Origin of the sequence: Bacteroides pyogenes (assembly GCF_014196225.1) — a bacterium.
In the GTDB taxonomy this organism is placed as follows: Bacteria; Bacteroidota; Bacteroidia; order Bacteroidales; family Bacteroidaceae; genus Bacteroides; species Bacteroides pyogenes_A.
This window is the reverse complement of sequence record NZ_JACIDI010000010.1, coordinates 48,917-75,375: the sequence shown is the minus strand read 5'-3', so window position 1 is coordinate 75,375 and position 26,459 is coordinate 48,917. Positions and strand designations below refer to the sequence as shown.

The following is a 26,459-nucleotide window of genomic DNA, read 5'->3' as shown; positions in this document are numbered from 1 at the left end:
GCATGACAGGCCGTAATAGGGCGGTACAAAAATCTATTTTTTGCGTTTTCTTTAGTAGCAGCCCTCCCTTTTTTCCCTGTGCAGGCCGCACAAAAAGCGGATAGCTCTATAGACAAAAAACAAATGTTTAAAGTTTCGGGAGTGCGGAGGCTGAACTCGACGACTGCCGAAATAATCTTTTCCGGCGGGCGGAGAATGACGATTGACTTCTATGGTGAAAACATCTTCCGCATGTTCAGAGATGATGCCGGAGGGATTATTCGTGATCCGCAAGCCATTCCCGAGGCGCAGATCTTGGTCGATGAACCGCGTCGTCCGGTGTCACGTCTTGACCTGTCGGAAAGCGTCGGTACGATCACGCTCGCTACACAGCGTATTCGTGTGGAAATAGACAAAGAAACTTCGTTGATGAAGATAACCGATTTGCGTACAAACAGGCCGGTGGTGGAAGAGACCGTTCCTGTCTCCATCGAAGAAGGAAGTGTGACCGTGACGCTGAAAGAGCATCCCGGTGAATATTTCTATGGAGGAGGTGTACAGAACGGACGTTTCTCACACAAAGGAAAAGCCATCTCCATTGAGAACCAGAACAGCTGGACGGACGGGGGAGTAGCTTCGCCAACCCCTTTCTACTGGTCGACCAATGGTTATGGGGTGATGTTTTATACGTTTAAGAAAGGACGTTACGATTTTGGAGCGGAGACTCCGGGTGTGGTAAGACTTTCGCATGAATCTCCGTATCTCGATCTGTTTTATATGGTGAACGACGGAGCGGTGCCTTTGCTGAACGATTTCTATCAACTGACCGGAAATCCCGTGCTCATTCCGAAATTCGGCTTTTACGAAGGACACTTGAACGCTTATAACCGCGATTTCTGGAAAGAAGACGAGAAAGGTATTCTATTCGAAGACGGGAAACGATACAAAGAGAGTCAGAAAGATAACGGTGGTATCAAAGAATCACTCAATGGAGAGAAAGGCAATTATCAGTTTTCTGCCCGGGCGGTGATCGACCGTTATAAGAAGCACGACATGCCTTTGGGTTGGCTGTTGCCCAATGATGGATACGGAGCCGGTTACGGACAGACGGAAACTCTCGACGGAAATATTGCTAACCTCAGGAGTCTGGGTGATTATGCCCGTAAGAACGGAGTGGAGATCGGGCTTTGGACACAGTCGGATTTGCATCCGAAAGCAGGCATCAGCCCGTTGTTGCAGCGCGACATTGTGAAAGAGGTGCGCGATGCGGGCGTACGTGTGTTGAAAACAGACGTGGCATGGGTGGGAGCCGGCTATTCGTTCGGCCTGAACGGTGTGGCGGATGTGGCTCATATCATGCCTTACTATGGCAACGAGGCTCGTCCTTTCATCATTTCGCTCGACGGCTGGGCGGGAACGCAGCGTTATGCTACCATCTGGTCCGGAGATCAGACAGGAGGTGTATGGGAATATATCCGCTTCCATATTCCTACCTATATCGGTTCGGGGCTCTCGGGTCAACCTAATATATCTTCGGACATGGACGGTATTTTCGGCGGAAAGAATCCGGTGGTGAACATCCGCGACTTCCAGTGGAAAACGTTCACGCCCATGCAGCTCAATATGGACGGATGGGGAGCGAATGAGAAATATCCGCATGCCCTCGGCGAACCCGCCACTTCGATCAACCGCATGTATCTGAAGTTGAAATCGGAGTTGCTGCCCTATGCTTATACTTACGCCAAAGAGGCGGTAGACGGTAAGCCGCTTATCCGTGCTATGTTCCTCGACTATCCGAACGATTATACGCACGGCACTGCCACCCGTTACCAATATATGTACGGTCCCGACTTTCTGGTTGCGCCTATCTTTCAGGCGACTAAGACAGACAAGGCAGGAAACGATGTCCGCAACGGCATTTATTTGCCCGAGGGCTCGTGGGTAGACTACTTCACAGGCGATACGTACGAAGGAAACCGTATCTTGAACAATGTGGAAGCACCTCTTTGGAAACTTCCCGTGTTTGTAAGAAACGGAGCCATCATCCCGATGACAAATCCGAACAATAACGTGCACGAGATAGACCGTTCAGTGCGTATCTACGAGTTGTATCCTTATCGCCATTCGGAGATGACGGAGTATGATGACGACGGAACGACCGAAGCCTATCGGTATGGCAAGCATGTCACCACCCGTCTGCAATCGGATGTAGATGCGAGGGGGCGTGTGCATATTACGATTCATCCCGCTCAAGGAGACTTTGAGGGATTTGTAAAGGAAAAGACAACGGAACTTCGCATCAACGTGACTGAAAAACCGAAAACTCTGCGCGCAAAGGTGAACGGAAAACGTGTGAAGCTCACTGAAACGAAGACGGTGGAAGATCTCCGTCGGGGGGAGAATGTGTATTTCTATGATGCCGCTCCCAATCTGAACCGATTTGCCACAGAAAACAGCGACTTTGCCAAGCAAACAATCGTAAAGAATCCGCAACTGCTCGTCAGGCTGGCAAAGAGCGATGTAACGGTTGTCACACAGGAACTGACGGTGGAGGGATTCCGTTTCGAACCTGCCGACCGTAACCTGCATGCAAGCGGGAGCTTGGCGGATCCTTTGGTGCGGATGACCGAAGAGAATACAGGAGCCTATACGTTGAAACCCATTTGGGAGAAGGTGGAAAATGCTGATTTCTATGAGATAGAGGCGAATGGTATGTTGTATACGACGATACGCGACACGGAACTTCTGTTCGAAGATCTGAAGCCGGAAACGAATTACTTGTTTAACATACGTGCTGTCAACAAAGACGGGGTGTCGGCATGGACGCCGCTGGCGGCAAAGACCCGAAACAATCCGTTGGAGTTTGCCATTCGAGGTATCAAAGGTGAGACGAGCGTAGAGAATCAGGCGGGATTCGGTGTGAACCGCTTCTTCGATTTTGCCGAATCGGGCGACCTCTGGCATACGAAGTACGGCACAAAAGCTCTGCCGTTCGAATTGATTGTTGATCTGGTGACGGTAAATCTGTTGGATAAGTTCTGGTATTTGCCTCGCGTGGACGCCGGAAACGGAACCTTACTCAAAGGCTCGGTGGCTTACAGCATGGATAAAGACAAATGGACGGATGCAGGAACGTTTGAATGGAAGCGCAATGGAGACACGAAAGAGTTTGTATTTGCCGCCCGCCCGTCGGCACGTTATATCAGGCTCTCGGTTACGGAAGCTGTGGGCAATTACGGTTCCGGTCGCGAACTCTATGTGTTTAAGGTGCCCGGTACGGAGAGCTACTTGCCCGGCGACATCAACAACGACGGGAAGATTGACGAGAACGATCTGACATCGTACATGAACTACACCGGTCTGCGTCGTGGTGACTCTGATTTCGAAGGATACATCAGCAACGGAGACATCAACAAGAACGGGCTGATCGATGCGTATGACATTTCGGTGGTGGCCACTTTACTCAACGGGGGCGTGAAACCGCAGCCTGAGGAGAAAGTTGGTGGAACGCTTTCCGTCAGCACAGCTAAACAGGTATACCAAGCGGGTGAAATGGTAGAGGTGCGTGTGAAGGGGATCGATCTGAAAGCAGTCAACGCGCTCAGCTTTGCCCTGCCTTACGATCAGGAAGAATATGAGTTTGTAGGTGTGGAACCGTTGCAGATGAAAGCCATGGAGAATTTAACTTACGACCGGCTGCATACCAATGGCATGAAGGCCCTCTATCCGACCTTTGTTAACTTGGGAATGCAGGAGACGCTCGAGGGAAGTGTGGAACTTTTTGTCCTGAAGTTCAAGGCGAAGAAGCGTGTGCGTGCCGAGTGGAAGCCGACAGACGGCATGCTGGTAGACCGTCGGCTGGGTATTTCTGCTTTCTGAAGAAGGATAGCCGGATAAGCAGCAGCGGTTCCGATGGTGTCTCGGAATAGTTAATGGGGCAGTCTCATATATCATTTGCCGGTCGAAACAAAATTCCCTTTGTCTTAGCTCTCATTTATTATATACAAGGCTAAGGCAAAGGGGATTCTCTCTGGAGATCCCACTGCTTAAAAGTCATATAAAAATGGATGAACTACTTCCTGATCCATGTACATGAATATGATGGAGACTACTTCAAAGATCTGGCAGATATACTTCGGGATATTCCTGCATATTGAGTAGTTCGGACAATACTATAATTTACAAGTAATATATCCAAAAGCTATTTATGGGGCTGTCCGATTTTTGGGCAGCCCCGCAAAACCATTTAAGAAGACAGTCTTTTTTCGATATTTTTTAAAGGTTGTCGATTATCCCTATTCTGGCTTTGGAAAGATCCCATCTTATTGGTTTGCCGCGAATCTTCTCGCCTGTTCTTCTATCAGTTCTTTGTCGTCGAAGTAATTGATCTTCATTGCTTTCTTTACGTCCGATAATGTGTCGGCGGCAGCGGCTCTCGCCACTTCGCATCCTTTTCGCAGCATCTCGTAAATGGCGGGAATGTCTTTTTCAAACTCCTTCCGGCGGTTGCGGATGGGCTCTAAAGTCTCTTGCATGATGGCGTTCAGGAACCGTTTCACTTTTACGTCTCCCAAGCCGCCGCGCTGGTAGTGGGCTTTTAACTCCGCCAGATTCGGATAATCGGGCAGGTAACGCTCGAAATGTTCGGGGCGGCTGAAAGCGTCGAGATAAGTGAAGACCGTGTTTCCTTCGATCTTGCCCGGGTCTTGCACGCGAATGTGTCCCGGATCGGTGTACATACTCATCACTTTCTTTTGCACCTCGTCTGCCGTATCCGACAGGTAGATGCAGTTGCCCAGCGATTTGCTCATCTTCGCTTTGCCATCGGTCCCCGGCAAACGCAGGCACGCGGCATTTTGAGGCAGCAGTATTTCAGGCTCTACCAATGTTTCACCATAGATATGGTTGAAGCGGCGAACAATCTCGCGTGCTTGTTCGAGCATCGGTTCCTGATCTTCCCCCACGGGCACGGTTGTTGCGCGGAAAGCCGTGATGTCGGCCGCCTGACTGATGGGATACGTAAAGAATCCTACGGGGATGCTGGCTTCGAAGTTGCGCATCTGTATCTCGGTCTTCACTGTCGGGTTGCGTTGCAGGCGCGACACGCTGACGAGATCCATGTAATAAAAGGTGAGTTCGCACAGTTCGGGAATCTGCGATTGGATGAAAATAGTAGCCTTCTCCGGATCCAATCCGCAGGCAAGATAGTCGAGGGCTACTTCAATCACATTCTGACGCACCTTCTCCGGATTGTCGATATTGTCGGTCAATGCTTGTGAGTCGGCAATGAAAACAAACATCTTGCTGTAGTCGTCGGCATTCTGCAGCTCCACTCTTCCTTTCAGCGAACCCACGTAGTGCCCGATATGAAGTCGTCCGGTAGGGCGGTCGCCTGTCAATATGATTTTTTCTTTCTTCATTTTATTACCTTATTATATAATTGAACCGCAAAGATAGACATAAAAAGTGAAAGAAGCGCCAAAACTGTCTTACTTCATTTTGCGAAAAAGAAAGGCTTTCTTTTTGCTATGTGCGGAAAAAGTCGTTACTTTGCGCCGAATAAGAAAAACTGAGAATGAATCAACAGGAAGTCAGAAGTAAGTATTACCTCCATTCGGACGATTTTTATCCGGATACGGCAAGCTTCTTCTTTTTTTCTGAAAAAACGATATGTAAGTTCTTTGGTAATGCGTTAGTCCTTCTTTAAGGGTAACGCATTTTTTTTATATGTACCTTAGGTATAAAACATATTTATAACAAAAAAAGATGGAAAAGGAAATGAAGAAAGTCCTCGTGTTAGGTTCCGGGGCTCTTAAAATCGGACAGGCCGGTGAGTTCGACTACTCCGGCTCGCAAGCGCTCAAGGCGTTGAAAGAAGAAGGTATCAGTTCGGTATTGGTCAATCCGAATATCGCCACCATTCAGACTTCGGAGGGGATTGCCGATAAAGTTTATTTCCTTCCCGTGACTACTTATTTCGTAGAAGAAATTATAAAGAAAGAGCGTCCGGACGGCATCCTGTTGGCGTTTGGTGGGCAAACGGCCCTGAATTGCGGTGCCGAACTCTACACCAAAGGCGTTCTCGACAAGTATGGAGTGAAAGTGTTGGGAACCTCGGTAGAAGCCATTATGTATACCGAAGACCGCGACTTGTTTGTGAAAAAGCTGGATGAAATAGGCATGAAGACTCCTGTCAGCCAAGCGGTAGAGAATATGAAAGATGCCATTGAAGCTGCCGAGCGTATCGGATTTCCCGTGATGGTTCGTTCGGCTTATGCGCTTGGCGGACTGGGTAGCGGTATCTGCCGCGACAAGGAGGAGTTTGTCAAACTGGCGGAAAGCGCTTTTGCTTTTTCGAAACAGATATTGGTGGAAGAGTCGTTGAAAGGATGGAAAGAGATAGAGTTCGAAGTCATCCGCGATGCTAACGACCATTGCTTCACGGTGGCGAGCATGGAGAATTTCGATCCGCTCGGCATCCATACCGGAGAGTCGATAGTGGTAGCCCCCACCTGTTCGCTCGACGACAAGGAGCTGAAGATGCTTCAGGAATTGTCTACCAAATGTATCCGGCATCTGGGTATTGTAGGCGAATGTAACATTCAGTATGCGTTCAATTCCGAAACCGATGACTATCGTGTGATTGAAGTGAACGCCCGCCTGAGCCGTTCTTCGGCGTTGGCTTCGAAGGCTACCGGATATCCGCTGGCTTTTGTCGCCGCCAAGGTGGCTCTCGGATACACGCTCGATCAGATCGGCGAGATGGGAACGCCGAATTCTGCTTATGTGGCTCCGCAACTCGATTATTATATTTGCAAAATTCCGCGCTGGGACTTGACAAAGTTTGCCGGAGTATCGCGCGAAATCGGCTCCAGCATGAAGTCGGTAGGCGAGATCATGTCTATCGGACGTTCGTTTGAAGAAATCATCCAGAAAGGTTTGCGCATGATCGGACAGGGAATGCACGGCTTCGTAGGTAATAACGGAGTGCGTTTCGATGATTTGGAGAAAGAGCTTTCATGCCCTACCGACTTGCGTATTTTCGCTCTGGCGCAGGCGTTGGAAGAGGGATATACTATCGAGCGTATCCACGAGCTGACGAAGATCGATCCCTGGTTCCTCGGCAAGCTGAAAAACATTGTAGACTATAAAGAGAAGCTGTCTGCCTACAACAAAGTGGAAGACATACCGGCTGACGTGATGCGTCAGGCTAAGGTGCTCGGCTTCTCCGACTTCCAGATTGCCCGCTTCGTGCTGAATCCGGCAACGAATATGGAAAAGGAAAACCTGATGGTGCGCGCGCATCGTAAAGCGTTGGGTGTGCTTCCTGCAGTGAAACGCATCAACACCGTAGCTTCGGAACATCCCGAACTGACCAACTATTTGTATATGACGTATGCGGTGGAAGGGTATGACGTGAATTATTATAAAAATGAGAAATCGGTAGTCGTGCTGGGTTCCGGCGCTTACCGCATCGGTAGCTCCGTTGAGTTTGACTGGTGTTCGGTGAATGCCGTGCAAACCGCACGTAAACTGGGCTATAAGTCGATCATGATCAACTATAATCCGGAAACCGTATCTACCGACTATGATATGTGCGACCGGCTCTATTTCGACGAGCTTTCTTTCGAACGTGTGCTCGATGTAATCGACCTTGAGCAGCCCCGTGGGGTAATTGTTTCTGTGGGCGGACAGATTCCGAACAATCTTGCCATGAAGCTGTATCGCCAGTCTGTGCCGGTGCTCGGAACTTCTCCACTCTCTATCGACCGTGCCGAAAACCGCAACAAATTCTCGGCGATGCTCGATCAGCTCGGTATCGATCAGCCGGCATGGCAGGAGCTTACCAGCCTCGAAGATGTGAAAGATTTTGTTGACAAGGTAGGATATCCTGTTCTGGTTCGCCCTTCTTATGTGCTTTCGGGTGCGGCGATGAACGTCTGCTACGATGACGAAGAATTGGAGAACTTCTTGAAGATGGCTGCCGAAGTGTCGAAAGAATACCCGGTGGTGGTTTCGCAATTCCTCGAAAATACGAAAGAGATTGAGTTCGACGCCGTGGCGCAGAACGGTGAGGTGGTAGAATATGCCATCTCCGAACACGTAGAGTTTGCCGGCGTACACTCCGGTGATGCCACGCTGGTGTTCCCTGCGCAGAAGATTTACTTCGCCACTGCCCGTCGCATCAAGAAAATCAGCCGTCAGATAGCGAAAGAACTGAATATCTCGGGGCCGTTCAATATTCAGTTTCTTGCCCGCAACAACGAGGTGAAGGTGATAGAATGCAACCTGCGTGCTTCTCGCAGTTTTCCGTTTGTGTCGAAAGTACTGAAGCGCAATTTCATCGAAACGGCTACGCGAATCATGCTTGACGCTCCTTACACTCGTCCGGATAAATCGGCATTCGATATCGACTGGATCGGAGTGAAAGCTTCTCAGTTCTCTTTCTCCCGTCTGCACAATGCCGATCCTGTGCTGGGTGTAGACATGTCTTCTACCGGCGAGGTGGGATGTATCGGCGACGACTTTTCGGAAGCGTTGCTCAATGCCATGATTGCTACCGGATTCACCATTCCCGAAAAGGCGGTGATGTTTTCTTCCGGTGCGGTGAAGTCGAAAGTCGATCTGCTCGATGCCAGCCGTATGCTTGCCGCCAAAGGTTACCGGATTTACGGAACTGCAGGAACGGCCGCTTTCCTGAATGCCCACGGCGTAGATACTACACCGGTTTATTGGCCTGATGAGAAAGCGGGAGCGGAAAACAATGTGATGAAGATGATAGCCGACCATAAATTTGATTTGATTGTCAATATCCCGAAGAATCATACGAAGCGCGAGCTGACCAACGGTTACCGTATCCGCCGCGGAGCAATCGACCATAACATTCCGCTGATTACGAACGCTCGTCTGGCGAGTGCCTTTATCGAAGCTTTCTGTGAACTGAAGCAGGAGGATATCCAGATTAAGAGCTGGCAAGAGTATAAGTAGTCAGGAAAACAAGAACAATAAAAAAGAGCATAAAGGAACTGTTTGGGAAGTCTCCTTATAATATAAGAGTGGTGCTGAACGTTCCTTTCACAAAATCGGTAGGCTGTCTCAGAGTTGAAACATGAGACAGCCTTACTTGTGATTTGGCAGATTGAAATATAACAATCCCCTTGTTTTAGCCTTAACCTGCAATCCATGTAAAGCTAAACAAGGGGGTTGTTGTTTTAAAAAGAGTTTACTCTATGCGATTCTGATTTTCTCTTTTAGACAGGGACAAAGGCTTCCGGGTTTTCTCTTCTGAGAAGCTTTGTTGCATTCTCTATTTAACCGCGAAGCTGCTATACGAAGTCTTTATGAAGAAAGTCCTGCGTGATAACTGCCTTCGGCGATTGTCGATGAATGCCGGCTTCCTTACTTATCCGTTTGCTTTTCAGTGTTTCCGATGCAGTAGTTGTATACTTTCAGGTTGCTGATTTTACTGTTGAAACTGCCCGCTTTCTGCAATGGGAAAACCAGTGTGGGCAGATAATACATTGCATCTTTGCCTCCGTTGAAAATGCGTTTCTCCACTTCCATCTTCTCTTTCACCTTTCCGTCGACAAACAGCGTCACTCCCTTATTGGTACCTTCAATGCGGATGTTCGCTTTTTCTCCCGGGTTCACTTTATAGGCAAACGTGTCCAGATAACCGTCACGTGCAAATCCCATCATTCCACGAATGGGGTCGGAGAGATAGAATACGGCATTTTCAGAACGGAACAACTCTGCGCTCGGTTGCTCTGCCATCCCTTCAATGTCGAAGCTGACGGTGTAATTGTAGCCTATCTCCGGATATGGCGACCGGCTTTCCGGAGCAACGGCAGACTGTTCGTACACCAAACTTCTTTCTGTACCGATGCGTGCCAACTGGTTTACTCCCGGAGCTTCGCTCAATAGGTGTCGTTTGTCACCGTACGCTTCGAAGGGCAAGCCGGTCTTTGCGCCGGTCCACATCTTCACCGAGAGAGTTTGCAAGGCGGGGAACACACGATGGTGAATATCTTTCACTGATACTCCATTGCCTGCATGGTCATTCCATACAGCAAACATGCCGCCCAGAATATTCGGATCTTTTTCTTCGAACACCTCTTTGCCGATGCGTGCGGGAGTCCATTCCTTATACAGATAGGCTTCGTTGAGGTAGTCCTGATAATATCCTGCCATCGGTACGATGTAAACCATTCCGTCGGGTATACTGATAAGCTGGTAGCCTTGTTTTATCATCTCTCTCGGATCGGCATATCCGTTATACCATGCACCCATTACTACATTTTCCGATTTTACGGGCGTATCTCCTTTGGCATGTGTGAGCGCTCCCCAAACCACCGCTTGCTTGCCGAAACTTTCCACATAACGGATGTAGTGGTCGGTGAATGCACGGAACTGCTCCACCACTTCTTTCTTGGCATTCGAATATTCGTCAGTTCCGATGTGTACACGCTTGCCTGTGAACACGGGTTCGGGCCCCGATAAATACTCCTTGAACAGCCCGTCGACGAACTTGAATGTCTCAGGGTTGAAAATATCCAAGTGATCCATCCCGTATTCCTTGCTTCCGATTTCCGGTTTGTAGTGAGTGAAGGCCAGCGAATGGGCGGGTACGTCGATTTCGGGAATGATTTCTACGAATTGCGCCGCCGCTTCGTGCTGGAACTCTTTGAACTCGGCTTTCGAGTATGAACCGTCACGGGCAGTCAGTCCCGGATAAGTTTCCGACTCGAGGCGGAAAGCTGCGTATGTCTTTGCCCAGTCGTTGTTGAAAAACTGCTTGAATCCGTTGTCGTTCAGGTGCACCTGCAAAGTATTCATTTTATAATACGCCATCACCTTTACAAGATCTTTCAGATAGCTCATGGGGATGAACTTCCGTCCGCAGTCGATCATGAAACCACGCATCCGGTAGTCGGGAAAGTCTCTTATCTCTCCCTGCGGCAGTTCCCGATTGTCCGTTTGTTCAGAAAGTTGCAGCAAAGTGCGGGTTCCCCAGTAGACACCTTGTGCGGTGGGTGCCGAAATAGTCACGCGGTCGGTTATTTTCATCCGGTAACCCTCTTCGCCCAACTGCTTGTCGGAAGTCAGTGTGAGGAGAATATCTCCGGGACGGGCTTTCCCTTCATCAACGCCGGGCTTGACGCCGAACATAGTCCCGTAATCTTCTGAAAGCATGCGAGCGATGCGCAGGAGTTCTGCCGATGATTTTCCGGATACTACAATACGCATTTCGGGCGCAGGGGTAAATATTCCTTTTCCGCCTTTCCATTCTTTCAGTTCGGGGACGGCAAAAGGTTTCGGGTTGACAGCAGCACAGGCGAGGCTGCCGGTAAAGCTGAGAAATACGCTCAGAATAAAAGCTTTGGTAATAGTTTTTCGGTTTTTCATGTAATCAACGAATAATGTTATTTGTTATTAATTAAGCGGCTAAAATAGGCATAATTCCGGTACTTGCCATTTGAAGCTGAAATTATTAGCTTATTTTTGCTATTCAAACTTTTTAAACATAGCCAATCATGCTGATACTATTATCTTGCGCCAAAACGATGAGCGATGCTTCGAAGCAAAAGACTCCTTTCATCACCACGCCCCGCTTTCGGAAAGAGGCTGCCGCAGTCGCCCTGCAGATGTCGCAGCTTTCCGTGCAAGAGCTGGAGCGGTTGTTGCGGGTGAATGCCAAAATTGCTGTCGAAAATTACAAACGTTATCAACAGTTTCATGCCGAGGGAGTGCGCGAACTTCCTGCCTTGCTGGCATATACGGGGATTGTTTTCAAAAGGTTGAATCCGAGAGATTTCTCGGCGGATGATTTCGAATATGTGCAAGAGCATTTGCGGCTGACTTCTTTCTGCTACGGATTGCTTCGTCCGCTGGATGCTATCAGGCTTTACCGGTTGGAGGGGGACGCAGTGTTGCCTGAGTTGGGCAATCGGACGTTGTTTGCCTATTGGCGGGAGCGTCTGACTGATGTGTTTATCGACGACATCAAGCGGGTGGGAGGGGTGCTCTGCAATCTGGCGAGCGACGAGATGCGAGGCTTGTTCGACTGGAAGCGCGTAGAAAGCGAAGTGCGTGTCGTCACTCCCGAGTTTCATGTCTGGAAAAACGGCAAGTTGGCTACTGTAGTGGTGTATACCAAAATGTCGAGGGGTGAAATGGCCCGCTACATCTTAAAGAACCGGATTGAATCGCCCGAAGAATTGAAACGTTTCGTCTGGGAGGGCTTTGAATATAATGAACGTTTGTCGTCGGAGCGAGAATTTGTATTTACTAATGGATATGGAGGATGAAGGTATGACTGAACCGGAGAAAATGCGCAATGGGGAGTTGGCGGATATGTCCGACCCGGAACTGCAGCGACGTTTTGAACGTGCCAAAAAACTATTGGCACGAATGCGCGGACTGAGTACGTATGATGAGGCTTATCGCGGTCTGTTGGAAGAATTGGTTCCCGGCATTCCCGCCACTTCGGTTATCTTTCCGCCTTTCTACTGCGATCATGGAGATGGAATCAAGTTGGGCGAACATGTGTTCGTCAATGCTAATTGTACTTTTTTAGACGGTGCGTACATCACTGTCGGCAGTTATACCCTGATAGGCCCTTCGGTACAAATCTACACGCCACATCATCCGATGGATCATTTGCAACGGAGAACCTCCGGTGAATACGCTTTCCCGGTAACCATAGGAGCGGATTGCTGGATTGGGGGAGGAGCGATCATTTGTCCCGGAGTGACCATCGGCGACCGTTGCGTGATCGGTGCGGGAAGTGTAGTGACGAAAGACATTCCCTCCGACAGCGTAGCGGTAGGAAACCCTGCCCGTGTCATTCGCAAGAATACTCCTTAAAATAACGATACTTAATTGCTTTTGTTGCAAGAATCAATTCGTCTCTCGTCTGTGTTTTATTCGTCTCCCGAACGGCAGACGAATAAAACACAGACGAGAGACGAATAAAACACGGTCGGCAGACGAAATAAAACATTAAACAAATCCGTTAGCTATTGCGAAGCAAAGCCTTATTTTAAATGCTTTTGTTTTGTAAACACCTGCGCTTCGCTTTGTGGGCACTCTGCTTCTTGCTGTGGCATTTTACTTCTTTATTGACTTGCAAAAAAAAAGAACTTTGTTTTCTGCTGAAAATCAACACTGTTTTTTCTTGAAACAAAAAAATAGAAAAAATAATAAGTAAAATACTTGCAGGATCCAAAAAATGCCGTACCTTTGCATCGCTTTTGAAACGGAAGTGTACGGGCGTTTAGCTCAGCTGGTTCAGAGCATCTGCCTTACAAGCAGAGGGTCGGCGGTTCGAATCCGTCAACGCCCACCAAGAAAATCCTGATGCACTTCCGAATCATATAAAAGACGGGCGTTTAGCTCAGCTGGTTCAGAGCATCTGCCTTACAAGCAGAGGGTCGGCGGTTCGAATCCGTCAACGCCCACCAAGCCTAAATGGTTGAAAATACGTGTTTTACATTGTCTGTGAGCTGGCATACGATTCATGTCGGCTCTCTTTTTTGTACGAATAGGGCTTATTTGCCCCTAAAAAGAGGCAAATAAGAAACTATTTCTTATAACTATTTTATAACTCCATTCGGTTTTCGTCTGTTGAAAGTCTTCTTTTCTGACAAGCTTTCTCTTTGAGAAGAATGCGTTTCTGCTTTCGCTTTATTGTTTTTTTGAAAGCTTTTTTGTTTCTTACTGTTTTTATGCAAACTTTCTCTTTCCTTTGAGCGGATAAGTCAATAAAAAGAATTAATTTTGCAACCTGATAATTATCTTGATAAGACGTATGAAACTGGACGTGTTGACGGCTGTCTCACCGGTGGACGGCCGATATAGAGGAAAAACGAAAGCTTTGGCAGCTTATTTTTCCGAGTTTGCGCTGATTAAATATCGTGTACAGGTGGAGATCGAATACTTTATCGCTTTGTGCGAACTGCCTTTGCCCCAGCTGCAAGGAGTGAGAAAAGGTGTATTCGATAAACTGCGCGACATTTATTTGAACTTTTCCGAAGCTGATGCCCAACGGGTAAAAGATATTGAAAGTGTGACGAACCACGATGTGAAAGCTGTGGAATATTTCATTAAGGAAAAGTTCGACAAACTGGGCAGCATGGAAGCGTATAAAGAGTTTGTCCATTTCGGCCTTACTTCGCAAGATATCAACAATACGTCTGTTCCTCTTTCTGTCAAGGAAGCTTTGGAAAGAGTGTATTATCCGTTGCTGGAAGAGCTGATTGCTCAGTTGGAGACTTACGCTGCCGAATGGGAACATATCCCGATGTTGGCCAAGACTCACGGTCAGCCGGCATCTCCCACGCGTTTGGGGAAAGAAGTGAAAGTGTTCGCCTATCGTTTGCAACGTCAACTTGCAATCTTGAAGTCTTGCCCGTTGACGGCAAAATTCGGCGGGGCTACCGGAAACTACAACGCGCACCATGTGGCGTATCCGCAATATGACTGGAAGCAGTTCGGCAACCGTTTTGTTGCCGCTAAACTGGGGTTGGAACGTGAAGAATATACCACCCAAATTTCCAATTACGATAACCTGTCGGCTGTTTTCGATGCAATGAAACGCATCAACACGGTGATGGTGGACATGAATCGTGACTTCTGGCAGTATATCTCGATGGAATACTTCAAGCAAAAAATTAAAGCCGGAGAGGTAGGTTCGAGCGCTATGCCTCATAAGGTGAATCCGATAGACTTTGAGAATGCCGAAGGAAACCTCGGACTGGCGAACGCTCTTCTTGAGCACTTGGCGGTAAAACTTCCGGTTTCGCGCTTGCAGCGTGACTTGACCGATTCGACCGTGCTGCGCAATGTGGGCGTGCCTTTCGGGCATATTGTTATTGCTATTCAAAGCTCGTTGAAAGGACTGCGAAAGCTTCTGCTTAACGAATCGGCCATCTACCGTGATTTGGATGATTGCTGGAGTGTGGTTGCCGAAGCTATTCAAACCATTTTACGCAGAGAAGCTTATCCGAATCCGTACGAAGCATTGAAAGCCTTGACGCGTACGAATGAAGCCATTACCGAGAAGTCTATCAGGGAGTTTATCGAAACTCTGGATGTGAACGAGCATATAAAAGATGAATTAAGAACAATCACTCCGCACACATATACGGGAGTGTAACGTTACATATAACATTGAGAATTCCGGCCGTGAGGCCAAAGTTTAATTTTATTCGAATAAAAAACAATGAACACAGGAAATGAAGAATGGCGCGACGACTCTTTTAATCAAGAGAATGAAGGCGCCGGCCGTGATGGTAACAGAGCTTATAATAGAGAAGGAGGGTACAATCGTCCTTCGTATAACCGCGAAAGCGGCGACCGCCCGTATCGTCCGCGATTTAATGCAAACCGCGAAGATAGCTACGACCGTCCGCAACGCTCATATGGCGATCGTCCTCAGCGTTCCTCTTTCAATCGTGAGGGTGGAGACCGCCCGTATCGTCCGCGGTTTAATGCAAACCGCGAAGGAGACTACGACCGTTCGCAACGCTCGTATGGCGATCGTCCTCAACGTTCCTCCTTCAATCGTGAAGGTGGCGACCGCCCGTATCGTCCGCGATTCAACAATGAAGAATCGGCCGACCGTTCGCAACGCTCGTATGGCGATCGTCCTCAACGTCCTTCTTTCAATCGTGAGGGTGGCGACCGTCCGTATCGTCCGCGATTGAGTGGTAATAATAATTATGGTGAAGGCAGCGATCGTTCACGTCGTCCCCGGTTTAATAATAACTACGGTGAGAGCGGCAGTCGTCCGCGTTTCAACAACGATCGTTCGCAAGGCGGATACCGTCCGCGTCCTCGTACGGCGGATTATGATCCGAATGCGAAATATAGCAAGAAAAAACAGATCGAGTATAAGGAACAGTATGTCGATCCTAACGAACCGATTCGTTTGAACAAGTTTCTTGCCAATGCTGGAATATGCTCTCGTCGTGAGGCAGATGAGTTTATCACTGCGGGAGTCGTGTCTGTGAACGGTGAGGTAGTGACGGAATTGGGAACAAAGATTAAACGTTCGGATGTGGTGAAATTCCACGATGAGCCGGTAAGCATCGAACGGAAAGTGTATGTATTGCTCAACAAGCCGAAAGATACGGTTACTACTTCGGATGACCCTCAGGAGCGCCGGACGGTGATGGATCTTGTAAAGGGGGCTTGCAATGAACGTATTTATCCAGTGGGACGTCTCGACCGGAATACGACAGGAGTGTTGCTGTTGACAAACGACGGTGATTTGGCCTCGAAGCTCACGCATCCGAAGTTCTTGAAAAAGAAAATCTATCACGTTCATCTCGACAAGAATCTGACGAAAGCCGACATGGAACAGATTGCAGCCGGAATCCAGCTGGAGGATGGTGAAATTCATGCCGATGCTATCAGCTATGCGGATGAAGTAAAGAAAGATCAGGTGGGCATCGAGATTCATTCCGGAAAGAATCGCATCGTTCGCCGTATTTTCGAATCGCTTGGGTATAAAGTAACAAAGCTCGATCGCGTTTTCTTTGCCGGTTTGACAAAGAAAGGTTTGCGTCGCGGCGATTGGCGCTATTTGACCGAAGCCGAAGTAAACTATCTCCGTATGGGGTCGTTTGAATAAACAAGATTTTAAAGTTTCTGAGTTGGTGGGTGAAGATACGGCGGAATGCTTTTCGCTTTGTATCTGAAGCCTTCCAACTCGTGTCTAATATAAGAAATAGTTATGGAAAAAATCAGTAGAACAAAAATTGTTGACTTGCTGAAACGTGATGATTTCGGGGCTAAAGTCAACGTAAAAGGGTGGGTTCGCACCCGCAGAGGTAGTAAACAAGTCAACTTTATTGCACTGAATGACGGTTCTACAATAAATAATGTGCAGATTGTAGTCGATTTGGCCTCTTTCGATGAAGAGATGCTGAAACAGATCACTACGGGGGCTTGCTTGAGTGTGAACGGGGAGATGGTGGAGTCTGTAGGTTCCGGTCAGAAGGTGGAAGTGCAAGCCCGGGAAATTGAGGTACTGGGTATTTGCGACAATACTTATCCTTTGCAAAAGAAAGGGCACTCTATGGAGTTCTTGCGCGAAATAGCTCATTTGCGCCCTCGTACCAATACGTTTGGAGCTGTATTCCGTATTCGTCACCATATGGCGATTGCTATTCACAAATTCTTTCACGAGAAAGGTTTTTACTATTTTCATACGCCTATTATTACGGCTTCCGATGCCGAGGGAGCTGGACAGATGTTTCAGGTGACGACATTGGATATGGGACATTTGGAAAAGACGGAAGAGGGGGCTGTAAAGTATGATGATGACTTTTTCGGTAAGCAGGCAAGTTTGACAGTGTCAGGCCAGCTCGAAGGTGAATTGGCGGCTACGGCGTTAGGGGCTATCTATACGTTCGGTCCGACCTTCCGCGCGGAAAATTCTAACACTCCCCGCCACTTGGCAGAGTTCTGGATGATCGAACCCGAAGTGGCTTTCAATGATATCACCGACAATATGGATTTGGCGGAAGAATTCATTAAATATTGTGTGCAATGGGCGTTGGACAACTGTGCCGATGACGTGAAATTCCTGAACGACATGTTCGATAAGGGATTGGTAGAGCGTTTACAGGGAGTACTGAAAGATGATTTCGTTCGTCTGTCATATACCGAAGGCATTAAGATTTTGGAAGACGCAGTGGCCAATGGGCATAAATTCGAGTTTCCCGTATATTGGGGAGCCGATTTGGCTTCTGAGCATGAGCGTTATCTGGTGGAAGTACATTTTAAACGCCCGGTTATTCTGACCGACTATCCGAGAGAAATCAAGGCTTTCTATATGAAGCAGAACGAAGACGGAAAAACGGTGCGCGCAATGGACGTGCTGTTTCCGAAAATCGGAGAAATTATCGGAGGTTCCGAGCGTGAAGCCGATTACCAGAAGCTACAGGCACGTATCAAGGAGATGGATATCCCGATGAAAGATATGTGGTGGTATTTAGATACACGTAAGTTCGGCACTTGCCCGCATTCCGGTTTCGGACTCGGCTTCGAGCGTCTGCTGCTTTTTGTTACGGGTATGGCGAATATCCGTGACGTGATACCGTTCCCACGTACTCCGAGAAACGCGGAATTTTAAAGAAAAGATTATTCCGGTACGGAGTAATCTTTTTGAACGAACTTTGGAGTCGTGATGATAGGCCACTTATAGCTATCCCGCCACGAAACAATCCTTGCGGATAGATATGGTTGAATTTTATAGCCATTGTTTATTCGCCAACATATTATATTAGGATTCATTTGTTTCGAAGCGGGATGTTTTTTATATGTTGTATGCCGTGCTTATAACAAAGTATAGTTGCCGTAAAACCGGCTTAAGGATTATCTTATTTTAATAAATATCTTTCTTCAATATGAGTGCCTTAAGTAACCTTTTATTCTTTTTAATTGCCAGCATTGCTTTGAGATTGCTGGAATTTTTATCTAATCATCGCATTGCTGTTTTTAAGACAAAGCAAACAAAAAGCAATACTGCAAAAGCAACTCTCTTTTTGATGTTTGTCTTTTTATGCGGTATTTCTTACGGGCAGTCTGTCACTGAAGGCGATCTGTCAAAGCCAGTTGAGCAACACGAAGGGAAGGAAATAAAAATGATTAAGGATTTTTATATCTCTTATGCCATAAACGTTTCTGATTCGGCAGACGATAGAAACGATACGCTTGTACGGACAAACTTAACGCCTGATTTAATAGCTAAGATACGAAGAGTGACTTCCGCCACAAACAGTGATCCAATCATCCGTGCTCAGGATTTCGACAAAGTTTTCGCAAATACATTCAACGTGAGACAGCTGGAAGGTAACTGGTATATGGTTAGTTATGCATCTGGTTCTGTGGATCGCACTAATATCCCTATAAGACTGAGAGAAACAGGCGGCAGGTTGTTGATTGATTATATCACTCCCGAATGGCACGGTTCCTTATACGGTGATAGTCTGCTATGTCGGACAGAGCATCAAGTGATTGTTGATAACTCTACTCATCTTTCTTTTGTAAAGACATTCTATGATGCCTATGTACAAGCGTATTGCGACATGCCTGTAGACTTGTCGTCTCGTTTGGATTCTTTGCGTGCGAAATATTGTTCTCAAAATGCTTTGAGGCAAATTCGATCGGCAAATGAGAATGAGGACTTTCCCGGTTATGATTTGCTAATTGATTATTTCGACTTCGATCAGCTTTGGATTCCATCCATAATTTGCACTCCTATGGCGACAGGTTCTTATCGAATGACTTATACATATTGGGGAAAATCGGTCAAATCTGTCAATATTGGTGTTGTAAAGAAAGGAAAGGGGTATTTGATCGACAAAGTTTGGACGGAAAGCAGAAATTTATAGCTTATATAATAGCATAAATAGATAGGCTTGCTATCCATATATACTCACCGTGGTAGGCATATATACCCACCGTGGTAGACATATATGTCTACCATGCTGTCCATATATACTTACCGTGCTGGCTATATATATTCACTGAGTCGGAGAAATAGCTATATGATTCGCCTATAATTAGGGGTAAAACTTTCGAATTAATTGCTTTCTTGGAGCATGATGTACTATGTTCACTCTCTTATTTCCATGGGAATTTCAATGGCAGCGGAACGAGTATCGGTGGAATCACTAAAGGCTCGTTTTGAGTCATTTTATTTTCTCCTTTTTTCGATTGTGCAATAATCGCCGCCTTTATTCTGTTGTTGAAACTTTGTTTGGTTAGATGAAAATAACGGTTGTAAATGAATATGCGAACCGGGTGGCGGAGATGGGGGAAGAAAGGTCATAAATGATATATTTACCTAATAATGAAGATTGTTGAAGAATATGTGATCTTTTGTAGCGCATAATAGCGGTTTTCTCGAAAAAAATGTATATATTTGGCCATATGGATTAGCTATCGGTAATTTTTAAATCATATTGCTATGAAAAAAAAGATTTTTTTTACCATGCTTTCAGTGATGCTGTTGGCGGTAGCAGGTGGGAAGGCCCAAGAAAAGAAAGATTTCAAACCGGCCGAACTAAAGGGAATATGGCAGCTCTGCCATTACGTTTCAGAAGCCGCAGACTTGCCGGGAAAATTGAAACCCAGTAATACATTTAAAGTATTGTCGGAAGACGGGCGTATTGTTAATTTTACTCTTATACCCGGTTCGGATGCTATTATTACCGGATATGGTGCGTATGTCCAACTGAGCGACACTACTTATAAAGAAAGCATTGAGAAAAATATTCACCTTCCGATGCTGGATAACAAAGATAATGTACTGATCTTTGAGATTGTGGATAATACACTCTTGTACTTAAAGTATTTTATCAAAAAAGATTTGTATGGGCACGAGCTGAACGCTTGGTATCATGAGACATGGAAAAGGCTCACTATGCCTGCCAAATTTCCTGAGGATATAGTCAGGTAGTGATACTTCTGTCAAAAGCAGTGACGCTTGTTGGCACTTCCGCGAGGCCCTGCCTCAGAGTAGTGAGCAGGCTAGTGTGATCTGTGTTGAAGGTGTTTGCCATCGGCGTTTCACGTTAAAGTAGTGAGCGGAATAGCGAGAAGTAATTGTCTCGACCGTCTTCCTCTGCCGGGTTCTACGTTAAAGCTGTGAGTATATTCATCACTGCGGGCTTTGCGTGGAATAAGGTGTTTTTTGTTTCAATTTGTGCTGTCAATCAACCGTATAAATCCAAAAAAAGAGAGAAATAGTTTGCTGTTTCAAAGAAAAGCCGTACTTTTGCAAGCCGATTATTATCACATAATGATAAGAGATTAATTCATAGCACATTAGTCTTCCTTTGTCCGGGGAGGGTTGATGAGTGGTGAAGAATATTTTTAGTAGTAACATTTAAAAAAGAAAATTAAGAGTGGATACTTTAAGTTACAAGACCATTTCTGCAAACAAAGCGACAGTAACCAAAGAATGGGTTGTTGTTGACGCTACCGACCAAACATTGGGACGTCTGGGAGCGAAAGTTGCAAAATTGTTGAGAGGAAAGTACAAACCGAACTTTACTCCTCATGTTGACTGCGGTGATAACGTAATCATCATCAATGCAGACAAAGTTAAATTGACCGGAAACAAATGGAATGACAGAGTATATTTGTCGCATACCGGCTATCCCGGCGGTCAGAGAGAAATGACACCCGCGCGTTTGATGGCCAAACCGAACGGTGAAGAGAGATTGTTGAAAAAAGTAGTGAAGGGCATGCTTCCCAAGAATATTCTGGGAGCAAAATTGCTGAAGAACCTGTATGTTTACGCGGGAAGCGAACACAAACATGCTGCTCAGAGCCCTAAAAAGATCGATATTAATTCATATAAATAAGAAATAATGGAAGTAGTAAATGCATTAGGCAGACGTAAACGCGCGATCGCGCGCATATTCGTTAGCGAAGGTACAGGAAAGATTACTATTAACAAGAGAGACCTTGCAGAGTACTTTCCATCAACTATTCTTCAGTATGTAGTAAAACAGCCATTGAACAAACTGGGTGCTGCTGAGAAGTACGACATCAAGGTGAATCTGTGCGGCGGCGGTTTTACAGGCCAGTCTCAGGCTTTGCGCTTGGCTATCGCCCGCGCTTTGGTTAAGATCAATGCTGAAGACAAAGCGGCCCTTCGCGCTGAAGGCTTTATGACCCGCGACCCACGTTCTGTTGAACGTAAGAAACCGGGGCAACCGAAAGCTCGCAGAAGATTCCAGTTCAGTAAACGTTAATCGGTTGATAGGTTCGCAAACGAAGAAATTCACGAGCGAGGATTCTCTCCTTGTTTCCTGTCGGCCTGATTGGCTCGTAGACTGAATTACGTTTAGTATCTAAACTACCGGGACTCGGTAAAGACTACCCGGCGGTTGGTTTAGAAAAACAAAAAAGAAAGTAAACGATTAAAAAGAAAAAAGAAATGTCAAGAACAAATTTTGATACATTATTGGAAGCCGGTTGCCACTTCGGACACCTTAAGAGAAAGTGGAACCCTTCAATGGCTCCTTATATTTTCATGGAACGCAATGGTATTCATATCATCGACCTCCACAAAACAGTTGCAAAAGTAGACGAAGCTGCCGAAGCTTTGAAACAGATTGCCAAATCGGGCAAAAAAGTTCTTTTTGTTGCTACTAAAAAACAAGCGAAACAGGTTGTTGCCGAGAAGGCCCAGTCTGTAAATATGCCTTATGTAATCGAGCGTTGGCCGGGCGGTATGTTGACTAACTTCCCGACTATCCGTAAGGCTGTGAAGAAAATGGCTACGATCGACAAGCTGACTAACGACGGAACGTATGCCAATCTTTCTAAAAGAGAAATCCTTCAGATTTCTCGTCAACGCGCAAAGTTGGATAAGACTTTGGGGTCAATCGCAGATTTGACCCGCTTGCCCTCCGCTTTGTTCGTAATCGATGTAATGAAAGAGAACATCGCAGTGCGTGAAGCCAACCGTCTGGGTATCCCTGTTTTCGGTATCGTAGATACAAACTCCGATCCTTCGAACATCGATTTCGTAATTCCTGCCAACGATGACGCTACAAAATCTGTAGAAGTTATTCTGGAAGCTTGCTGCGCTGCAATGCAAGAAGGTTTGGAAGAAAGAAAAGCTGAAAAAATAGATATGGAAGCTGCCGGTGAAGCTCCTGCCAACAGAGGCAAGAAGAAATCGGCCAAAGCAAGACTCGATAAGTCTGACGAGGAAGCTATCAATGCGGCTAAGGCTGCTGCTTTCATGAAGGAAGACGAAGAGGCTTAATTAGAATATAATGTGCCAATTTGCTAATGGTTGGGATGTATTCGCGTACATCCGGCTTTTGATTGGCAGATTGGCACATTTTTTTGTTTCGAAATTATTATTCATTAAATAAAATAAAAGGAGATATTATGGCTGTAACTATGGCTGATATTACCAAGCTGCGTAAGATGACCGGAGCTGGTATGATGGATTGCAAAAACGCGTTGACTGAAGCGAATGGCGACTTCGATCAAGCAATGAAGATTATCCGTGAGAAAGGACAGGCTGTTGCCGCAAAACGTTCTGATCGCGAAGCTTCCGAAGGCTGTGTATTGGCTAAGGCTGAGAACGGGTTTGGCGCTATGATTGCTTTGAAGTGCGAAACCGACTTCGTTGCTAAAAACGAAGATTTCGTGAAGTTGACTCAAGATATTCTGGATGCCGCTATTGCTAACAAATGCCAGACTTTGGACGAAGTGAAAGCTCTTCCGATGGGTAACGGTACGGTAGCCGACGCTGTGACAGGCAGAAGCGGTATTACGGGTGAAAAGATGGAACTGGACGGTTATGCAACTGTTGAAGGTCCTTCTATCTCAGTATACAATCACCAAGGCAAGAACTTCCTTTGCACGATGGTGGTGCTGAATAAAGAAACAGACGCGAAAGTAGGCCACGAAGTGGCTATGCAGATTGCCGCCATGAATCCGATCGCTATCGACGAGAACGATGTTCCCGCCGATGTATTGGAAAAAGAAAAAGAGATCGCTGCCGACAAGGCTCGCCAGGAAGGCAAACCTGAGAACATGATCGAAAAGATTGCTATGGGGCGTATCGGTAAGTTCTATAAAGAGGTATGCCTGTTGAAGCAAGAGTATATTCAGGACGCCAAAATGACTGTAGCCGATTTTTTGAAAACTCAGGATAAGGACCTGACTGTAACTGCATTCAAACGTTTCACTTTGAGAGCTGAATAATGCGGCTGTCGGATGATTCCGTTAGATATTCACAATCTGCGTGAGTAACAATAAAGAGAATAGTGTTGAGACTAAAATGCGTTCTCGAAAAAATAACGAATCGTAATTGCTAAAACAATAAGAAAGCCATATCTGAACTCTATGCTGAGGTAAGATATGGCTTCTCAGGTATCTTGGGGTATACTCGAAAGTTCACTTTCAGGGAGCACTTCCTTTATCCTTTCATCTTTGTTTGTGTGTATCCCTCTTTTATCAACAGTTCCGTAACTTTCGTCTTGAAGTCCCCCTGTACGATGATTTCCCCGTCTTTTGCCGATCCGCCCACTCCGCATTTGCTTTTCAGCAGTTTGCCAAGCTCTTTCAGGTCTTCGTCGCTGCCCACAAATCCGTTTACCAGCGTCACAATTTTTCCCCCTCTGTTCTTACGGTCGAGCGACACGCGCAGCTTTTGGCGGTTTTTTTCGAGAGTGGTTGTCTCTTCGGAGGGTTCGGTTTCGTAGCTGAAGTCCGGATTAGTAGAATATACCACATTGAGTCTGTCTTTCCAATCGTTCCTTTTCATAAATTGTCATCTTTATTCTCTTTCCAAAAGTATGAAACTTGTCGGAAAGAGCAAAATAAGGCGGAGTTTTCGTCGTTTTGTTTAATCTCTATTAAGGTTTTCGACTACTTAGATTGTCAGTATAAAAAAATAGTGTATTTTTGCATATACCAATTTTAGTAAGCAGTATGAGCACTTGTGTACGGAAAGAGGCGGATAAAGTGCCGGAGCCTACCTTGCGGAGACTTCCCTGGTATCTGTCGAATATAAAGCTGATGAAAGAAAAAGGAGAGCAATATGTCTCTTCTACACAAATATCCAAACAAATAAATATTGACGCTTCGCAGATCGCCAAGGATTTGTCGTATGTAAACATTTCGGGACGTACAAGAGTGGGATACAGTATTGATGCGCTGATTGAGGTGCTCGAGAGCTTTCTCGGATTTACGGATATGCACAAGGCTTTCTTGTTCGGGGTAGGTAGTCTGGGCGGCGCATTGCTCGGCGATTCGGGACTGCGTCATTTCGGACTGGAGATTGTGGCAGCTTTCGACGTAAAGCCCGACTTGGTAGGAAAAGACTTGAACGGTATTCCTATCTTCCACTCCGATGAGTTCGAAGCGAAGATGAAAGAGTATGACGTAAACATTGGAGTGCTTACCGTGCCTATCAGTATCGCTCAGGATATCACCGACAAGATGGTGGATGGAGGCATCAAGGCGGTATGGAACTTTACCCCTTTCCGCATTCGTGTACCCGAGAACATAGTGGTGCAGAACACTTCTCTTTATGCGCATCTGGCGGTGATGTTCAATCGGTTGAATTTTAACGAAATCAAAGGATGAAGATTATAGCTGTGGGAATGAACTATGCCCAGCACAACGAAGAACTGGGGCATACGGAGGTGAATACGGAACCGGTGATTTTTATGAAGCCTGATTCGGCTATACTGAAAGACGGGAAACCGTTCTTTATTCCCGACTTTTCCGAAGAGGTTCATTACGAAACGGAATTGGTGGTGCGCATCAACCGGTTGGGCAAAAACATTTCCTCCCGTTTTGCGCACCGGTACTATGACGCTGTGACAGTAGGAATCGACTTTACTGCGCGCGACCTTCAACGGAAGTTCCGCAAATCGGGGCATCCGTGGGAACTTTGCAAGGGATTCGACTTTTCGGCGGCTATCGGGACGTTTGTGCCTGTGGCGCGTTATGGGGATGTCCAATCGCTGAATTTTTACCTGACCGTAGACGGGAAGGAGGTACAACGCGGATGCACGGCGGATATGCTTTTCAAAATCGATGACCTGATTGCTTATGTCAGCCGTTTCGTGACGCTGAAAATCGGCGACCTGCTGTTTACGGGTACTCCGGCGGGAGTAGGGCCTGTCAGTGTAGGTCAGCATCTGCAAGGATACCTCGAGGAGGAAAAGCTGCTCGACTTCTACATTCGTTAAGGTGTATTTTCGTGCTGCATGCGTCATTGCATTGCAATTCTGCGTTACCTTTCACTTCCGGACAGGGTTTTGTTCGCAGCTACCCCAAATATTCTCATTGTCCGGAGCGATTTTTCAGTTGTCGATGGTGCTTCTGCCGTACCGGAAGTAATTGTTATTGTCGGGAAAAAATATACTCTCGAAAAGGACGTTCATGAATAAGTCGAACGCTGTTACCTTTTCTTCGGCATACGGGTCGTGCAGTTTGGGCAGATTCAGTTTTTTTATATTGAAGGTTGCCGGGACTGACAGCGAATATCGGGGCCTTCCCTTTTCAGCCTCTGACCCTGAGGCGAAGGAGAGCGGTCGCCGGCTTGTCTGTTTAATCAGAAAACAATAATTGCCCACTCGTCGGATTTCGTATTTTATCGTTGGTGGACAGAGCCTTTCGTCCGGTTGAATAGGGAGGTTGCTGAACGTAGTCGTCCATGCCGACTGTAGACTTCCATGACTTTCATCGAATTGAATGGTGGGATACGGGCGACTGTCAGAACCATTGGAAAGAGTTTCCATCTGTGCAGACATCCGGCAAATGCCTACCCATAAGAAAAGGATAACTAACCGAGCTATTTTCTTACTCATTTCAATAATTGTTTGTACTTTTGCAAAGATAGCCGAATGGATCGTTTTAAAGAACAGAAAAAGAACATTTTCAGCTTGATTCATCGAAACCTGCCTGCAAAGCTGCGGGTT

General features: G+C 46.5%; 19 protein-coding genes and 2 tRNA genes. 17 read left to right on the top strand and 4 right to left on the bottom strand.

Annotation, left to right across the window (positions count from 1 at the left end; genetic code table 11):
- Window positions 1-15 precede the first annotated feature (15 nt).
- Complete coding sequence (locus GGR07_RS08370; protein ID WP_395955339.1) at window positions 16-3,858, top strand: TIM-barrel domain-containing protein; 3,843 nt, start codon at window positions 16-18, stop codon at window positions 3,856-3,858.
- 443 nt (window positions 3,859-4,301) lie between these two features.
- Here the strand turns inward: GGR07_RS08370 and trpS are convergent, their stop codons facing one another.
- Window positions 4,302-5,399: a tryptophan--tRNA ligase gene (gene trpS, locus GGR07_RS08365; protein ID WP_021645298.1), complete on the bottom strand. Its 1,098-nt coding sequence runs from the start codon at window positions 5,397-5,399 to the stop codon at window positions 4,302-4,304.
- A 346-nt stretch (window positions 5,400-5,745) separates the two neighbouring features.
- Here trpS and carB point away from each other — a divergent pair, with 346 nt between their 5' ends.
- Entirely contained in the window at window positions 5,746-8,967 is a 3,222-nt protein-coding gene (gene carB, locus GGR07_RS08360) for a carbamoyl-phosphate synthase (glutamine-hydrolyzing) large subunit (RefSeq protein ID WP_021645295.1), read from the top strand.
- A gap of 411 nt (window positions 8,968-9,378) precedes the next feature.
- Here carB and GGR07_RS08355 read toward each other — a convergent pair whose 3' ends face one another.
- Entirely contained in the window at window positions 9,379-11,385 is a 2,007-nt protein-coding gene (locus tag GGR07_RS08355; protein WP_122056486.1) for a family 20 glycosylhydrolase, read from the bottom strand.
- Window positions 11,386-11,513: 128 nt separating this feature from the next.
- Here GGR07_RS08355 and yaaA point away from each other — a divergent pair, with 128 nt between their 5' ends.
- The 13 genes from yaaA to tsf all read left to right on the top strand — a co-directional run bounded on the left by yaaA (window position 11,514) and on the right by tsf (window position 23,730).
- Window positions 11,514-12,287: a peroxide stress protein YaaA gene (gene yaaA, locus GGR07_RS08350; RefSeq protein WP_021645293.1), complete on the top strand. Its 774-nt coding sequence runs from the start codon at window positions 11,514-11,516 to the stop codon at window positions 12,285-12,287.
- A 4-nt stretch (window positions 12,288-12,291) separates the two neighbouring features.
- Entirely contained in the window at window positions 12,292-12,846 is a 555-nt protein-coding gene (locus GGR07_RS08345; protein ID WP_122056690.1) for a sugar O-acetyltransferase, read from the top strand.
- Window positions 12,847-13,249: 403 nt separating this feature from the next.
- A tRNA-Val gene (locus GGR07_RS08340) sits at window positions 13,250-13,327 on the top strand.
- Between the two features lie 37 nt (window positions 13,328-13,364).
- A tRNA-Val gene (locus GGR07_RS08335) sits at window positions 13,365-13,442 on the top strand.
- Window positions 13,443-13,789: 347 nt separating this feature from the next.
- A complete protein-coding gene (gene purB, locus GGR07_RS08330) occupies window positions 13,790-15,136 on the top strand; it encodes an adenylosuccinate lyase (protein ID WP_021645288.1) in 1,347 nt (448 codons plus the stop codon).
- 66 nt (window positions 15,137-15,202) lie between these two features.
- On the top strand, window positions 15,203-16,615 hold the full coding sequence (locus tag GGR07_RS08325; RefSeq protein WP_034543409.1) for a pseudouridine synthase: 1,413 nt from the start codon (window positions 15,203-15,205) through the stop codon (window positions 16,613-16,615).
- A gap of 102 nt (window positions 16,616-16,717) precedes the next feature.
- Entirely contained in the window at window positions 16,718-18,121 is a 1,404-nt protein-coding gene (asnS, locus tag GGR07_RS08320) for an asparagine--tRNA ligase (RefSeq protein WP_021645284.1), read from the top strand.
- A 274-nt stretch (window positions 18,122-18,395) separates the two neighbouring features.
- A complete protein-coding gene (locus tag GGR07_RS08315) occupies window positions 18,396-19,382 on the top strand; it encodes a DUF3828 domain-containing protein (protein ID WP_021645283.1) in 987 nt (328 codons plus the stop codon).
- A 578-nt stretch (window positions 19,383-19,960) separates the two neighbouring features.
- Window positions 19,961-20,452, top strand: a complete 492-nt coding sequence (locus tag GGR07_RS08310) for a DUF4488 domain-containing protein (protein ID WP_021645281.1) — start codon at window positions 19,961-19,963, stop codon at window positions 20,450-20,452.
- 448 nt (window positions 20,453-20,900) lie between these two features.
- Window positions 20,901-21,362 (top strand): 50S ribosomal protein L13, encoded by a 462-nt coding sequence (gene rplM, locus GGR07_RS08305; RefSeq protein ID WP_021645280.1) that lies wholly within the window; start codon window positions 20,901-20,903, stop codon window positions 21,360-21,362.
- A gap of 6 nt (window positions 21,363-21,368) precedes the next feature.
- A complete protein-coding gene (gene rpsI / locus GGR07_RS08300; RefSeq protein WP_021645279.1) occupies window positions 21,369-21,755 on the top strand; it encodes a 30S ribosomal protein S9 in 387 nt (128 codons plus the stop codon).
- A gap of 185 nt (window positions 21,756-21,940) precedes the next feature.
- Window positions 21,941-22,777 (top strand): 30S ribosomal protein S2, encoded by an 837-nt coding sequence (gene rpsB / locus GGR07_RS08295; RefSeq protein ID WP_027325971.1) that lies wholly within the window; start codon window positions 21,941-21,943, stop codon window positions 22,775-22,777.
- A 128-nt stretch (window positions 22,778-22,905) separates the two neighbouring features.
- A complete protein-coding gene (gene tsf, locus GGR07_RS08290) occupies window positions 22,906-23,730 on the top strand; it encodes a translation elongation factor Ts (protein WP_021645277.1) in 825 nt (274 codons plus the stop codon).
- A 214-nt stretch (window positions 23,731-23,944) separates the two neighbouring features.
- Here the strand turns inward: tsf and GGR07_RS08285 are convergent, their stop codons facing one another.
- Window positions 23,945-24,292: a translation initiation factor gene (locus GGR07_RS08285; RefSeq protein WP_021645276.1), complete on the bottom strand. Its 348-nt coding sequence runs from the start codon at window positions 24,290-24,292 to the stop codon at window positions 23,945-23,947.
- Between the two features lie 167 nt (window positions 24,293-24,459).
- Here GGR07_RS08285 and GGR07_RS08280 point away from each other — a divergent pair, with 167 nt between their 5' ends.
- Window positions 24,460-25,116, top strand: a complete 657-nt coding sequence (locus GGR07_RS08280; protein WP_021645275.1) for a redox-sensing transcriptional repressor Rex — start codon at window positions 24,460-24,462, stop codon at window positions 25,114-25,116.
- Window positions 25,113-25,727, top strand: a complete 615-nt coding sequence (locus GGR07_RS08275; RefSeq protein WP_021645274.1) for a fumarylacetoacetate hydrolase family protein — start codon at window positions 25,113-25,115, stop codon at window positions 25,725-25,727. The genes GGR07_RS08280 and GGR07_RS08275 overlap by 4 nt, the downstream gene beginning before the upstream one ends.
- Before the next feature lie 114 nt (window positions 25,728-25,841).
- Here GGR07_RS08275 and GGR07_RS08270 read toward each other — a convergent pair whose 3' ends face one another.
- Window positions 25,842-26,348 (bottom strand): hypothetical protein, encoded by a 507-nt coding sequence (locus tag GGR07_RS08270; RefSeq protein WP_147298128.1) that lies wholly within the window; start codon window positions 26,346-26,348, stop codon window positions 25,842-25,844.
- Window positions 26,349-26,459 lie beyond the last annotated feature (111 nt).

Bases quoted from the DNA above. Each gene is read 5' to 3' on its own strand.
- trpS (WP_021645298.1), bottom strand. From the start codon at position 5,399: ATGAAGAAAGAAAAAATCATATTGACAGGCGACCGCCCTACCGGACGA.
- carB (WP_021645295.1), top strand. From the start codon at position 5,746: ATGGAAAAGGAAATGAAGAAAGTCCTCGTGTTAGGTTCCGGGGCTCTT.
- GGR07_RS08355 (WP_122056486.1), bottom strand. From the start codon at position 11,385: ATGAAAAACCGAAAAACTATTACCAAAGCTTTTATTCTGAGCGTATTT.
- yaaA (WP_021645293.1), top strand. From the start codon at position 11,514: ATGCTGATACTATTATCTTGCGCCAAAACGATGAGCGATGCTTCGAAG.
- GGR07_RS08345 (WP_122056690.1), top strand. From the start codon at position 12,292: ATGACTGAACCGGAGAAAATGCGCAATGGGGAGTTGGCGGATATGTCC.
- purB (WP_021645288.1), top strand. From the start codon at position 13,790: ATGAAACTGGACGTGTTGACGGCTGTCTCACCGGTGGACGGCCGATAT.
- GGR07_RS08325 (WP_034543409.1), top strand. From the start codon at position 15,203: ATGAACACAGGAAATGAAGAATGGCGCGACGACTCTTTTAATCAAGAG.
- asnS (WP_021645284.1), top strand. From the start codon at position 16,718: ATGGAAAAAATCAGTAGAACAAAAATTGTTGACTTGCTGAAACGTGAT.
- GGR07_RS08315 (WP_021645283.1), top strand. From the start codon at position 18,396: ATGAGTGCCTTAAGTAACCTTTTATTCTTTTTAATTGCCAGCATTGCT.
- GGR07_RS08310 (WP_021645281.1), top strand. From the start codon at position 19,961: ATGAAAAAAAAGATTTTTTTTACCATGCTTTCAGTGATGCTGTTGGCG.
- rpsI (WP_021645279.1), top strand. From the start codon at position 21,369: ATGGAAGTAGTAAATGCATTAGGCAGACGTAAACGCGCGATCGCGCGC.
- rpsB (WP_027325971.1), top strand. From the start codon at position 21,941: ATGTCAAGAACAAATTTTGATACATTATTGGAAGCCGGTTGCCACTTC.
- tsf (WP_021645277.1), top strand. From the start codon at position 22,906: ATGGCTGTAACTATGGCTGATATTACCAAGCTGCGTAAGATGACCGGA.
- GGR07_RS08285 (WP_021645276.1), bottom strand. From the start codon at position 24,292: ATGAAAAGGAACGATTGGAAAGACAGACTCAATGTGGTATATTCTACT.
- GGR07_RS08280 (WP_021645275.1), top strand. From the start codon at position 24,460: ATGAGCACTTGTGTACGGAAAGAGGCGGATAAAGTGCCGGAGCCTACC.
- GGR07_RS08275 (WP_021645274.1), top strand. From the start codon at position 25,113: ATGAAGATTATAGCTGTGGGAATGAACTATGCCCAGCACAACGAAGAA.
- GGR07_RS08270 (WP_147298128.1), bottom strand. From the start codon at position 26,348: ATGAGTAAGAAAATAGCTCGGTTAGTTATCCTTTTCTTATGGGTAGGC.